Annotated in this window: 14 protein-coding genes; 4 read left to right on the plus strand and 10 right to left on the minus strand. The window is 42.3% G+C overall.

The features are described 5' to 3' along the window. Window positions 1-528 precede the first annotated feature (528 nt). A complete protein-coding gene (locus ACN6OV_RS08505; RefSeq protein WP_427951935.1) occupies window positions 529-1,032 on the minus strand; it encodes a DUF4442 domain-containing protein in 504 nt (167 codons plus the stop codon). 27 nt (window positions 1,033-1,059) lie between these two features. Then, complete coding sequence (locus ACN6OV_RS08510; protein ID WP_427951938.1) at window positions 1,060-1,548, minus strand: YajQ family cyclic di-GMP-binding protein; 489 nt, start codon at window positions 1,546-1,548, stop codon at window positions 1,060-1,062. Window positions 1,549-1,640: 92 nt separating this feature from the next. Between ACN6OV_RS08510 and ACN6OV_RS08515 the strand changes: the two genes are divergently transcribed. Further along, the gene (locus tag ACN6OV_RS08515; RefSeq protein ID WP_427951940.1) at window positions 1,641-1,955 is read left to right on the plus strand and encodes a rhodanese-like domain-containing protein; all 315 of its coding nucleotides are present in this window, start codon (window positions 1,641-1,643) and stop codon (window positions 1,953-1,955) included. A gap of 64 nt (window positions 1,956-2,019) precedes the next feature. On the opposite strand, the gene mnmC is transcribed toward ACN6OV_RS08515, so the two are convergent. Genes mnmC through ACN6OV_RS08535 form a run of 4 tightly spaced genes read right to left on the minus strand, consistent with a single transcriptional unit; the run spans window position 2,020 to window position 5,424 of the window. Next, on the minus strand, window positions 2,020-3,924 hold the full coding sequence (gene mnmC, locus ACN6OV_RS08520; RefSeq protein ID WP_427951944.1) for an FAD-dependent 5-carboxymethylaminomethyl-2-thiouridine(34) oxidoreductase MnmC: 1,905 nt from the start codon (window positions 3,922-3,924) through the stop codon (window positions 2,020-2,022). 40 nt (window positions 3,925-3,964) lie between these two features. Then, a complete protein-coding gene (locus tag ACN6OV_RS08525; protein WP_427951946.1) occupies window positions 3,965-4,477 on the minus strand; it encodes a hypothetical protein in 513 nt (170 codons plus the stop codon). A 5-nt stretch (window positions 4,478-4,482) separates the two neighbouring features. After that, window positions 4,483-4,785, minus strand: a complete 303-nt coding sequence (locus ACN6OV_RS08530; protein ID WP_427951949.1) for a YciI family protein — start codon at window positions 4,783-4,785, stop codon at window positions 4,483-4,485. A gap of 27 nt (window positions 4,786-4,812) precedes the next feature. Further along, entirely contained in the window at window positions 4,813-5,424 is a 612-nt protein-coding gene (locus ACN6OV_RS08535) for a septation protein IspZ (protein ID WP_427951951.1), read from the minus strand. 42 nt (window positions 5,425-5,466) lie between these two features. Here ACN6OV_RS08535 and ACN6OV_RS08540 point away from each other — a divergent pair, with 42 nt between their 5' ends. Beyond that, entirely contained in the window at window positions 5,467-6,333 is an 867-nt protein-coding gene (locus ACN6OV_RS08540) for a PHP domain-containing protein (protein WP_427951954.1), read from the plus strand. Here the strand turns inward: ACN6OV_RS08540 and ACN6OV_RS08545 are convergent. The 3 genes from ACN6OV_RS08545 to radC form a co-directional block, all read right to left on the minus strand. Then, entirely contained in the window at window positions 6,311-7,351 is a 1,041-nt protein-coding gene (locus ACN6OV_RS08545) for a hypothetical protein (RefSeq protein ID WP_427951957.1), read from the minus strand. The two genes, ACN6OV_RS08540 and ACN6OV_RS08545, sit on opposite strands and share 23 nt — an antisense overlap. A 92-nt stretch (window positions 7,352-7,443) precedes the next feature. Next, the gene (locus tag ACN6OV_RS08550; protein WP_427951960.1) at window positions 7,444-8,355 is read right to left on the minus strand and encodes a bestrophin family protein; all 912 of its coding nucleotides are present in this window, start codon (window positions 8,353-8,355) and stop codon (window positions 7,444-7,446) included. Window positions 8,356-8,419: 64 nt separating this feature from the next. Continuing rightward, complete coding sequence (gene radC, locus ACN6OV_RS08555; protein ID WP_427951962.1) at window positions 8,420-9,133, minus strand: RadC family protein; 714 nt, start codon at window positions 9,131-9,133, stop codon at window positions 8,420-8,422. Between the two features lie 112 nt (window positions 9,134-9,245). Here radC and coaBC point away from each other — a divergent pair, with 112 nt between their 5' ends. Both coaBC and ACN6OV_RS08565 read left to right on the plus strand, forming a co-directional pair. Then, window positions 9,246-10,517 (plus strand): bifunctional phosphopantothenoylcysteine decarboxylase/phosphopantothenate--cysteine ligase CoaBC, encoded by a 1,272-nt coding sequence (gene coaBC, locus ACN6OV_RS08560; protein WP_427951965.1) that lies wholly within the window; start codon window positions 9,246-9,248, stop codon window positions 10,515-10,517. 382 nt (window positions 10,518-10,899) lie between these two features. Beyond that, window positions 10,900-11,415, plus strand: coding sequence for a hypothetical protein (locus ACN6OV_RS08565; protein WP_427951968.1), 516 nt, complete (start codon window positions 10,900-10,902; stop codon window positions 11,413-11,415). 98 nt (window positions 11,416-11,513) lie between these two features. On the opposite strand, the gene dusA is transcribed toward ACN6OV_RS08565, so the two are convergent. Continuing rightward, entirely contained in the window at window positions 11,514-12,545 is a 1,032-nt protein-coding gene (gene dusA, locus ACN6OV_RS08570) for a tRNA dihydrouridine(20/20a) synthase DusA (RefSeq protein ID WP_427951971.1), read from the minus strand. Window positions 12,546-12,728 lie beyond the last annotated feature (183 nt).

Consider the following 12,728-nt stretch of genomic DNA (forward strand, 5'->3'; position numbering starts at 1 on the left):
CGAACTAAGTTTAGAGTTAAAGATATTGATAAATTATTTAAAGATTACTGTAATGATTTATTTGGTATTTAGCTATAAACCAAGGCGAATTTAAACCATTGATTGTGAGGAATTACAGCACAATAACAATTGACAACTGTTCCAAATTCGTCAGCCGAATATTTTGACGCAATTGGGTTACCACCAAGATGGCTCTATTGCATCAAAATGATTAAGAAAAAAATTATCATCTATTAAATTTGGAAATTAATTATGTTGGAATTATTTTTAAGTCTATTTTTCTAGTTTATTAAGAATAGAAAAAAGACCTATTATTCCATTTTTTTGGGGGGAATTACCGACCAAGTCGGGACACCGCAGATTTTGATGTGTGCATGAATTTCGTATCTTTCATCTTGAGGAAGTTGGGTGTATTTCTTCATTGTGTGCTTTCCAATTGCGAATTGAAAAAGTCTAATGATTTTATGAATACACCTAACTTTTTCAACTAATTAAAAATATGTCGCACTTGTGAGTTGAGAAATTGTCTTATTTATTTTTAAGCGTTGATTTCGCGACCCACGCCCACAGCATTTCACATTGAATCGGTTCTTCAGCAGATTCGTCGGTCACGCTAACCTGTACTAAGGTTTCACCTTTATCGGTAGTACGCATCAGTTGTTGTTGCTCTGCGGTTAATGTGGCAATGGCAGTCATTGCGCCTTTGCTTGGACGCTTAAAATTGATATTTAAGGTTTTAATCAGCACGATTGCGCTGTCAGGGACATTCATTGCTGTGACAAAACCCGTTGCTGTTTCCGCAAGGAGTGCCATGGCACAGGCATGTAATTGTCCAATATGATTTTGCATGGCTTTATGGTTCGCAATACTGACTTCTACACATGCAGGGCTAACTTGTTGATAGTGAATTTTAGCGGTGCCTACCATAGGAACGACACGACCAAAGGCCTGACTGAGTAAACGGCTTTGTAGACCTTTCGGTAATTTAGACGTTGCATTCACAAGTTTATGAAGTCGGTTTGGTCGGGTCATGTTGTCCTCTATGGCAAATGTACTGCCTTAATCTTTAAAGTTATTGAATTGAAGTGGCAGACCAAATTGTTGTTCCTTAAGGAATGCCATAATTTGTTGCAAAGTATCGCGTTTTTTATCGGTGACGCGAATTTTGTCGCCTTGAATAGAAGATTGCACTTTAATACCGCTGTCTTTAATGGCTTTGTTAATTTTTTTTGCGGTATCTGAGTCAAGACCATCTTTCAGTTTAATCACTTGAATGACATTTTTACCTGAAGCCGTCATTTTTTGTGGGTCAAGTGCCTGAATGTCCACTTTACGCTTAAAGAAATGGTTTTCAAGCATGGTATAAACTTGTTCACATTGGAAATCACTTTCGGTTGAAATTTTGATTTCCTTATTTTTTTCATTCAATTCAATAGAAACATCCTGACCGCGAAAGTCAAAACGTGTTGCAATTTCTTTTTGCGTGTTTTGAACTGCATGATTTACTTCAAAAACTTCTAATTCAGAGACAATATCAAAAGAAGGCATGGATTAGACCTTTACAAAGGGAAAGAATATCTGAGATGCTAGGGATGTTTTCTTCATTTGCCAAGTGTTGTTTACATCAAAAGGAGTACGCAATGATCCGTAAACAGGAAATTACAACATTTGAGTTCCCAGAAGACTCGATTATCTGGGATGTTCGTGATGCAAGTGCTTATGCTGAGGCACATGTGAAAGGTGCGGTGAACCAACCGATCACGGCTTTGTCATCAGAGGTACTGACTCAAGTGTCAACGGATCAACCCATTTACATTTTATGTGGTGGAGGAAGTAAAGCTCCACGTGCAGCGGAATTATTAGAGGGTTTTGATAGCTCACGTGAATATGTCATTTTAATGGGCGGCACGCGTGCAGCTCGTGATGCAGGTCTTCCTTTGGAACAAGGGAAATAAGACCGAATCAAAAAAGCGCCGAAAGGCGCTTTTTTATGGCTTAAAATTTTAGGGAGAAAAACTTTTAAGATGTTTGGGCCGGTTGGGCTTGATAATAAGGTTTCTTCGGTTTTTGCTTGGCTTTGGCACGACGAATAAAACGTGCCGCATGGATTTTATCCAATAAGTTAGAAGGAATAGGGCATGCTTCTTTCAGCACCATTGCAGCAATGATTTCACTACACAGTGGAGCATACAGAAAGCCTTTGGAACCAAGTCCGGTACAACTATAAATTTCCTGATCTTCATGTACCACACCAATCACAGGAAAAAAGTCTTTGGTCTGCGCACGAATGGCTGCCCGACCTTGCCATTCGGTCACGGGTGGCAATGTTTTAGCAAAATCCGGGAACACGCTGTGGATAAGTTCATAGTTATGCACATGGTCTTCTGCGAGAACGTCCGTATCATCACGCCCCGGATAGAACGATGCGCCCATAATCATCTGTTCGGCATCAAGCTGCATGCAATAGCCCCCATAACTATAAGCAGTATCCAGATCCATTTTCTGAACTGGATTTTTCAACCAGCTGACCTGACCACGAATCGCGCGTAAGTCTGGATAATCTTTTTGCAGTTGCATGCTGTCACGTGCAGCACAAATCACCACATGATCGGCTGTAGTGAAGTATTGATTATCCACACATAACGTAATCGAATCATCCGTAGCTTCAATGCGTTGAATATCGGCGTGGATCAATTCAATATGGGGATGCGCTAAGATTTGATCGCGGAGTTGATGTGGACTGACTGCACCGGCTTGTTTTAGCAATAAACTCGGATAGGCAGAATCCAGTTGCAGATCAGTTATTTGTTCTGCCGCTAAGACCTGAGCAGGATAACCTTCTGCTAGGGAAAGATGCTCTTTGGCATTTTTTAAGATCGCTTGATGAATCTGTAAAGGACGAAATGCAGTAAAATTCTGATAATGATTCAGCGCATATAACCAACTGAGTGTCATGAGATGCTCAGAGCTTTGTTCAATCGGACTAAGTTTTGGATTGAGGAGCGCAAGGGGATTACCCGATCCCCCACAGAGTGGCGCTGATTTCTCGTAAATATGCACTTGATGTCCACGTTGAGCAAATGCCCATGCAGTACTTAATCCTGCAATTCCAGCGCCAATGATGGCGATTTGACGTTGTTTATTGACTGCTTGAGTTACAGGATTTTTTTTTTCGTTCTGTTCGTTAGATTCAGGCGCTAACCAAAAGGCTTTCAACATTTCACGTTTATGGGCAAAGCCACGTGGTCGGGTAATGGTTATGCCATATTCTCGTAAACCACGTTTCAACACGCCCGCTACACTAAATGAAGAAAAAGTCGTACCAATATCAGATAAACGCACAATATTTTTTAGGACATTTTCTTCCCACATGTCTGGATTACATGAGGGGGCAAAACCATCGAGGAACCATGCATTGACTGTGGCGGTTTTTGCCATCATAGGAAAAACGTCGTGTGCATCACCGAGCCAAAGATCAATAGAAAAGCGTTCTTCTGGGAAATTCAGGCGGTGACAACCGGCAATCGGCTCAGGATATTGTGCAATCAGTTGTGCAGCTAAAGGTTGCAGTTCAGGCCACACATTTAAAGCCCGAATCAAATCCGGCTTTGACAGTGGAAATTTTTCCACTGAAATCGCATGTAAATGACTGTGATTATCTGGACGAACTTGTTGCCAGAGTTGCCAAAGTGCAAGGATGTTTAAGCCTGTACCAAAGCCTGTTTCACCGACACTGAAATATTCAAAATCATGTAGCGCAGCGAGGCGGATATCCAGATCATTGCCTTGTAAAAACACATGACGTGTTTCAAGCAGACCATTATCTTTGGAAAAATAAACATCACCAAATTGTTTCGACACTGGAATATCAATGCCATCAATCATTTGCCAATCAAGATCGGCAGTTTGAATTGCACTCGACAACGTTGCAACAACCTTTAACTAAATTTTAAATGAGGGGGATTTACCACTGACGACGACGTTTGGTATAGACGTAGCTCGCCAACAAGAAACCGAGAATCACGCCAACACCGAGCGTCGTACCACCGTATAAGAACATCTGTGCACTACGCTCACTTTGTAGCACTTGGACTTGAACGCCTAAACTGTCATTTTTCAGTTGCAGTTCTTGGTTTTGCGCCAAGGCTTCCAGGTTGGCTTTTTCAAGTTGCTGTAAGCGTACAGACTGGTCTTTGACCATGGCTTTTACTTTGGCATCTTGCAAGGCTTTGTTTTTCGCCAATTGTTCAATCGTTAAGGGATTCGCCTCTTGCGGCTGACCATTTGGATTCACAGTTGCAGATACGCGTACAATCCCCGGTTTATTGGCTAGAATGGTATGCGGTGCAGGTGGCGGAGGTGTTGCAGTCGTTGCTTGAGCAGCAGGGGCTACAGCAGGTACAGGAGCTGTTTCAACAGCCCATGCGGTGGAACAAAGTAAAGACAGGCCCAGTAAACTGGAAACAACGACGCGCATGAACCTTATCCTTGAGGAAATGCTTTGTTAAATGGTTTTACGTCAATATGACTGTAAACGCCTTCTTTTAAAAATGGCTCTTCTGCCAACCAGCTATCCAAGGCTTCACGGCTGTCAAAATCAACAATGATGGTGCTGCCATAAAAACCAGCTTGAGGATTGCTCGGATCTTTCGGCATTGCGCCAGCAACAATTAGACGACCTTCATCATCTAGTTTTTGGAGACGTTCAAGATGTTGAGGACGGACTGCAAGGCGTTTTTCTACTGTACCTTCATTATCGGTACAGGTGACGACGAAGAATGGCATAATTTTTCCTGATTTTTGACTGAATGGTTATTCAGAGGTCTTAAAGTATTTACGCAATACAATAAACTGAATAATGATAAAGGAAAACATCACAATCATGTCACCAAATGCAGTGAATTCACCCCAATATTTTCCGTTGGCAAATAAATAAGCAAAGAAGGTGTGTAGGCATGACATCAGCACGAACATGGCTGCCCAAACGTAATTTAATCTTTTCCAGCCCACTGAAGTTAAATTCAGTACAGGGCCAAATAAACGTTCAATTAACGGTTTTTTATCTTTACTAAATAAGGGTGAAAGTAAGAATGCACCTGCAAAGACCAAATTCAATAAAACCGCTTTGAGTCGAATATAGAAATCATCGCTAAGCATCAGGGTGATGCCACCAAAAATCACCGTCATAAACAACACAATCCATTGTTGTTTATCCAAACGGAATTTTTGCATCACAAACAAGGCGCCATAGACCACTAACATTGAAATCATCAGACCACTGGTTGCGACCAGAATATTATTGTTATCCACACCACCTGTAGAACCCAACAATTGTAGTAAAGGATGCTGTGTATCTTTGGGATCTACAGTTTTATATAAATAAAAGAAAATAATGAGGGGCACAAAGTCTAAAAGTGCTTTCATGTTAGAGTATCTAAATCTGATGAAATAAATGACATTATAGAGATGCAAGGCGTAGATTTACATACACACAGTAATATTTCTGATGGGACTTTGTCTCCAGCGGAATTGGTGCGTGCGGCCCATCATATTGGGATTCATACTCTTGCGCTGACAGATCACGATACCATGGATGGTCTGGATCTCGCTGAACAGGCGGCAGCGGACTTGGAGGTGCAGATTATTTCGGGTGTGGAAATTTCCAGTCAATGGTCACGTCCTGCCACCAAAAAAAGCTATGGCGTACATATTGTGGCGTTGAATATGCAAAACCTTGCACCGCTGCAAGCCTTATTGAGTTTGCAAAAACAGATACGTGCCGAACGAGCACGTCAAGTTTGTGATCTGCTGATTCCTTTAATCGGGCAGGATATTTATGCCGATGTGATTGCAAAAGTGGACAATGTGCCAGATCGCGTCACTCGAACTCATATTGCCAAAACCTTAGTCGAGAAAGGTTTTGTCTCTCGTCCACAGCAGGCTTTTGATAAATATATTAAAGAAGGCAAAAAAGCTTACGTCAGGTTTGAAGGGCCTAGCCTTGCAGAGACCATTGATATCATTCACCAAAGTGGTGGTTTTGCTGTACTGGCACATCCAACCCGTTACGACCTCTCGGCCACCAATATTCGCTATTTGATTGAAATATTTGCCAAAGCAGGTGGTGACGCGGTGGAGCTTCCACCTGCGATTGAGCCTTTATCGACACGGCAAATGGTTGATCGGATGATTGCTACTTTTGATTTAAAAGTTTCAGTCGGCAGTGATTTTCATGGCGACAATATGCCGTGGATTAAGCTTGGCAATATCCCACGAGTCAAAGACGGACAAGTGGGAATTTGGGAGCGCTTTATTTCACGCTCTCCACAATAAAGGGTGCATCATGGCGCTGGTGCTTGGTACGGTACAAATAACAGATCAGACAGAGTACAACAATGCCCACCAAGCCATGTAATTGAAAAGCCACCAACAGCACAATGCCATAAACCCAATAGGACCATACGCGGCGATAACGTTGCGGGCGCGCGGTACTAATAATTTGTTGCCGCATTTGCGGATTATGTTTAAATTGTCGATAAGCTACAAAATCAATCATCGGAGATAAGGCCTGTTCCAAGAGGTCGAAACGTTTGGCCTTGGATAGAATGTCATAGCGGTTGCCATGTAAGGTTGTGATATTGAGATGAAAGCCATGTTCATCTGGCTTACGCACTGCTTCAATCTTTGTAATTTGATTGATGTCTTGCATTAAACGGGTCGGAATTCGATGTAGATAAACACTCTGTGCATAGGGTGTGTTGATATAGCGTTGAATATATTCAAAATCATCATCACGTGCAGCACTGACAATTTGTACGATATGGCGGGATTGGGCCAAATAATAGATAAATACCTCTTGTCCAATCAATTCGTCCGTAGCATGAACCTTAAGGCGTGAAAAATGCCGTGTATTAAATACCTGATGTAAGGCACAGCTAAACCACTCAGCTTGTTGTGAATGGTGCAGCTTTAATTGCAATTGTTGTTGTGGCCGTTGCCACCAATGTGCACGGATCTTGCGATGGCTGACAATTACGGCATCACTACTGCGCAAAGCCAATTGTGTTAAATCATGAGCCAGTTTGGGATGGATCAAATAGCGTTGAATAAAAAATGGAAACTTCAGTCGTTGCTCAGCGTCGATAAATAAGATGAGGGCGCAAACCGCACTGATGGTCACTAAGAGTGGAGTGTGCGGCATATTCTGCTGAGGGATCACAACTTGAAAATGTGTTAGTGCATACAGCAAGACAAAAATCAGCATCGCCACAGCAAAGAGCACCAATAACGCCTGCATAGGGCGAATAATCGGTTGCGGTGTATAGTTAAAAATCCTTTTTTTTATGTTCATAGCATCACTCATTTTTTATTATTGGATGAGTTGGTGTGAGCTTTATATAGGCACAGGTTCCCTGTGCCTATAATGTCGATTGGTTCATCTTTTTATAATAAGTTGTGATCTTTGGCTTGAATAGGGGGTGGGGTCGGTTTACCTAAAGTACCGAGGAGTTCAATTTCGATGGTACGGACTAGAGAATCAAGCGGTAAGTCATTGCTTTGTGTACCAAAAGGTTCTTCAATTTCAGAACTTAAGGCATCTAAACCCAAGAAGGTATAGGCTAAAATTCCGACCAATAGCGGTGTCGCCAAACCCAAAGTCGAGCCTAAGCTAAAAGGTAAGACGAAACAGAAAAAATACACGGTACGATTGAGCAGGACAGAATAGGCAAAAGGTAAGGGTGTGGTCGCAATTCGGTCACAGCCCGTCTGTACGGTGCTGAGCTCCATCACATGTTGATTCATTTGAGTATAGATGATGTCCGAAATTTCACCATCTTTTAGCGCTTGCATCAGTTCCCATTGAATCAAGCTTAAAGTGTACTGTGGCGCATTGGCCTGTTGATATAACTGGGTAATGGCATTGGCGCTCATCCCGCTGGTTTCGACCAATGCCGTCGGATTTGCTGTTTGATGGCGCAGACGGTCACGTAACACATTGGCAAAGACAATGACATGTTGAATGACACGTTCACGACGACCTTGGCTGAGTAAGCGACAATCACGGTCAAAGTGTCGTGAATTGGCAATTAAAATTCCCCACAAACGACGTGCTTCCCACCAACGGTCATAACAAGCAGAGTTTTTAAAACCCAAGAAGATTGAGAGCACGACCCCAATCAGGGTGAAACCGACCAAGGGAAATTCAGAAAAATGAAAAATATCCACATAAGACATCCCGCCGACAATGGCGGACAGTAGCATCACGATGCCTAAAGGAGGTAAAACCTTCGGTAAAATCGTTCCACGCCAAGAAAATAGCAGCTTAAAAACACTCGGTTGGTCACGAACAATCATGTGCTGAGGAGGGATTCTGTCATTTAAAAAATTATGATGATCTTCATGCTTGCTCAAGCACTTGTCAATAACTGTTTGCCATTGTGGGTGGTTTTGGTATGAGTCCATGTTCCGCAAATGAAAAACTGCCTTCTGCGGCAATAATGCAGTGGTCAATTAATTTGATTTCAACCAAGAGACAGGCTTGGAAAATCTGTTGGGTGATTTCTAAATCGGCACTGGAGGGTTCAGGTCGGCCAAAAGGATGGTTATGCACAATTACGATACTACTGGCATGCTGTGAAATGGCAAAACGCAGCAATTGATTAATGGAAATTTCACAGCTATTTAAGCTGCCATAGAACAATTTTTTAAAGTTTATTTTTCTTAGATGTGCATCTAAACACAGCACACCAAATACTTCGCGTTGCTCGGATAAAAATTCAAAACGTAGATAATTTTTCAATTGTTCTGAATGCTGTAAAGGTAAGGCTTGATTTTGAAAATGCTGGCTGACATAGCGTTTTCCTAACTCCTTCACTGCCATGAGTTGTGCAAATTTAGTCTGTCCAATGCCGTGAAACTGGCTTAAATCCTCAATCGATGCATCCATGACCCGATGTAAGGGGCCAAAATGTTGAATGAGCAATCGTGCAAGCTCAACGGCTGAATGTTGCTTTGAACCGGTGCGGAGGAAAATAGCCAACAGCTCTGCATCGGATAAACTTTGTGCGCCTTGTTGAATCAGGCGTTCACGTGGACGTTCCTGTTCAGGCCAATTTTTGATTGAATTATTCATGGTTGTTAGACTTTTTTATTATGAATCGATCGGCTTTTTCTAAGCACAATCTTGGGTCAGTGAATATTTAATGCTATTGTGAGCGCCACTGCAACAGATAGGTAGGCTGTTCGTGAGCTTTGATTTAAGTGTAATGCCCACTAAAAATATTCTTTTAGCTGTCACTGGCGGTATCGCCGCATATAAAAGTGCCATTCTTGTTCGTCGTTTAAAAGACGCCGGCTTTGAAGTACGTGTTGTGATGACCGAAGGTGCACAAGCCTTTATTACGCCACTAACTTTTCAAGCCCTTTCAGGCAATCCGGTGCATACCGAACTACTCAATCCTGAAGCAGAAGCAGGGATGGGGCATATTGAGCTTGCACGATGGGCAGATCTTGTTTTGGTTGCCCCCGCAAGTTGTGACACGCTCGCGAAGTTTGCTGCAGGTCTGGCAGATGATTTGCTATCGACTTTATATTTGGCGACCAAAGCACCGGTTTGGGTTGCTCCTGCGATGAATCAACAAATGTGGGCGGCCAAAGCTACACAGCGCAATCTCAACACTTTGGTAGAAGATGGCGTGCATATGATTATGCCGGATGCAGGCTCACAAGCCTGTGGTGATGTGGGACTTGGGCGTATGCCTGAACCTGAAGATCTGGCCGATCAAGTCACCGCTTATTTCCATCAAGCACAGCGTGCTATTGCAGAAAAATTTGGCATGTTAGCTGGTAAGCATGTAGCCATTACGGCTGGACCAACGCGAGAGTCGATAGATCCTGTACGTTATATTTCCAACCACAGTACAGGGAAAATGGGCTTTGCTTTGGCCGCAGCGTGTTATGCTGCGGGGGCGAAAGTGACCTTGATTGCAGGGCCTGTCAGCTTGGATACACCAAATGGCGTGCGCCGAATTAATGTGCAATCTGCTATAAAAATGTTGGATACCAGTTTGCACATGCTGGAAGAAGGTTGTGATATTTTTATCGCCACAGCGGCTGTTGCGGATTACCGTGTGGCCGAAGTTGCAGAGCATAAAATCAAAAAATCAGGTGACGAACTCAATATTGCCTTGATTAAAAATCCAGATATTGTCGCCACCATTGCACAGCAGTCGAAACGTCCATTTATGGTCGGATTTGCGGCAGAAACCCGTAATGTCGAAAAATATGCAGCGGGTAAATTGGTGGCGAAAAAGCTCGATATGATTGCCTGTAATGATGTTTCGCGTCAGGACATTGGCTTTGCTTCAGATGAAAATGCCATGACAGTGTTCTTTGCAGACCAATATCAGATGGAAAAGCGTGATTTGGAAAAAGCCTCGAAGCAAGAAATCGCCCAGCAATTGGTGGAAGCGATACATGATGCCCTGCACCATGAACCTGAAATGGATGAAGAATAATGAACAAGCCCCTCAATTTGAGGGGCTTGTTCGATAAAAACTCAAGCTGAGTAGACTTCAGTGCTAATCTAAGAATTAAAAAATACGTCAATTGATGGGCTTGAAAAATTGTTCTTTTATTCAAAAATAAGGAGGTGAAAAAGTGTCACTCTCCACAACTATTGGTCAGCTTTAGACGACTTGTGTCAGTGTGCTAGTTGGTGATAAATAATATTTAAGTGATTGATATCAAAATTAAATAAAAAATAGAGAAATAACTAAATTTTTTCTTGTACTCTGTGGCCTATTCGTTAAGATGAGCAAAAACGTGGAGAATAATTAGCCTGAAAAACGGTTCAGTTTATTGCTCACATAAGAAAAAATGCATCATGGGGGATGCAGTATGTTTCGAATTCTCACGATCATAGTGCTGTTGAGTTTGGTCGGTTGCAGTTACTTTATTTCGACCGATGAATTGTCACGTCAAATTGAACAACAAATACAACATGAGTTTGATACCAATACGCAATATCAGTCCTATCATTTAAAAGTGAAAGACCTCAAAATCATCGAACGCCAAGGTCTTAACTTTAATGGGCAGGCATCGCTGCAATTTGAAAACCAGCCTTATACGGTCAAAGTACATATTTTCAAAGATGTGAAAGGCTATTCTTGGTGTATTGATGAAACAGAATTTGCATTTATTGATGAAGTGGAACTGGCAAAATATCAGGCGCAACTCGATCAAGAATTAAAGAAGATTAGTGCTGATTTAGATCAGGCAACTGAAGACGTGATTCTTGAAAAAGTACCAGAAAGTTATGTGGGGCTGCGCGAAGAATCTGATAACTCAGATTACCAATGGACGGACGATGATGAGCCATTTCCGAAGGGTAATATTACGGTGAATAGTCAGTAGCTGAATTGATTGAAAAATGCTTCTTATTAAAAATCCCTCTATATTTGAACTAACCCCTATAAGTTGGACACAACTTGTAGGGTATTTTTATAATGGACTTATTCTTCCATCATCGCTTTGGGATGCTCACGTAAATAATCTTCGGTACGTTGCATGGCTTCTTTAATATTGCGAATGGCATTTTCAACATCGGCAAAAGTTTTGGCATTGCCACCACTTAAAGCCTGACGCCATTTACGTGCACCCGGCAAGTTTTGGAACAGGCCCAAAATATGACGTGTAATAATGGAAAGCGGTGCACCTTCTTCCATGCGTTTTGCAATGTACGGCAGCATTTGTTCCATCAGATCAAAACGGTTTGGCTGCTCTAGATTCCACAATTGGCCGAGCTCCGCTAAAAGGTACGGATTGTGATAAGCCTCACGACCAATCATCACACCATCCACATGTTTTAAATGTTCTTGGGTTTCAGCAAAAGTTTTAATACCGCCATTAATCTCAATGAGTAAATTTGGACGATCTTGTTTTAGGCGGTAAACATCTTCATAGCGCAGCGGTGGCACATCACGGTTTTCTTTTGGCGAAAGGCCTTGCAGCAGCGCAATACGCGCATGTACGATGAAGTTGTCACAACCGGTTTTCGCTACGGTATCGACAAAATGCAGCATTTCTTCATAAGACTGCATGTCATCAATTCCGATACGGTGTTTCACCGTTACAGGAATATCTACCGCATGACGCATTTCAGCTATGCATTCTGCCACGAGGTCTGGTTCTGCCATGAGGCAGGCGCCAATTTTATTGTTTTGTACGCGGTCACTTGGGCAACCAACATTGAGGTTGACTTCGTCATAGCCCCAGTCTTGTGCCATCTTCGTACAGATTGCTAAATCTTTAGGATTTGAGCCGCCGAGTTGTAAAACAATCGGATGTTCTTCATGGTTATAGTCCAAATGACGATTTGCCCCACCAAATAAAATAGCACCTGTGGTGACCATCTCGGTATAGAGAATCACATTCGGGTTAAACAGACGGGCAAAGAATCGATAATCCTTGGTAGTCCAATCCATCATCGGCGCAACACTGATTCGTGGTTGAAGTTTATTTTCAATGGTATTGAGATCAGTCATTAAAAAATTACGCCTTAAATGAACAAGAGGAGAGACGATCAAAATGGAGCTTAAAGGTCATTTGGAAAGATGACAAAGTATGCTGAAAAAAGCTGCATTTCAGAACGGGCGCAATAGTAGCATAATTTGCTGTTGGGTACATTTCGATACAACGCAACGACGACAGCGTTTGTGCATGACAAA

It is taken from the genome of Acinetobacter sp., assembly GCF_050285345.1.
Lineage (GTDB): Bacteria > Pseudomonadota > Gammaproteobacteria > Pseudomonadales > Moraxellaceae > Acinetobacter.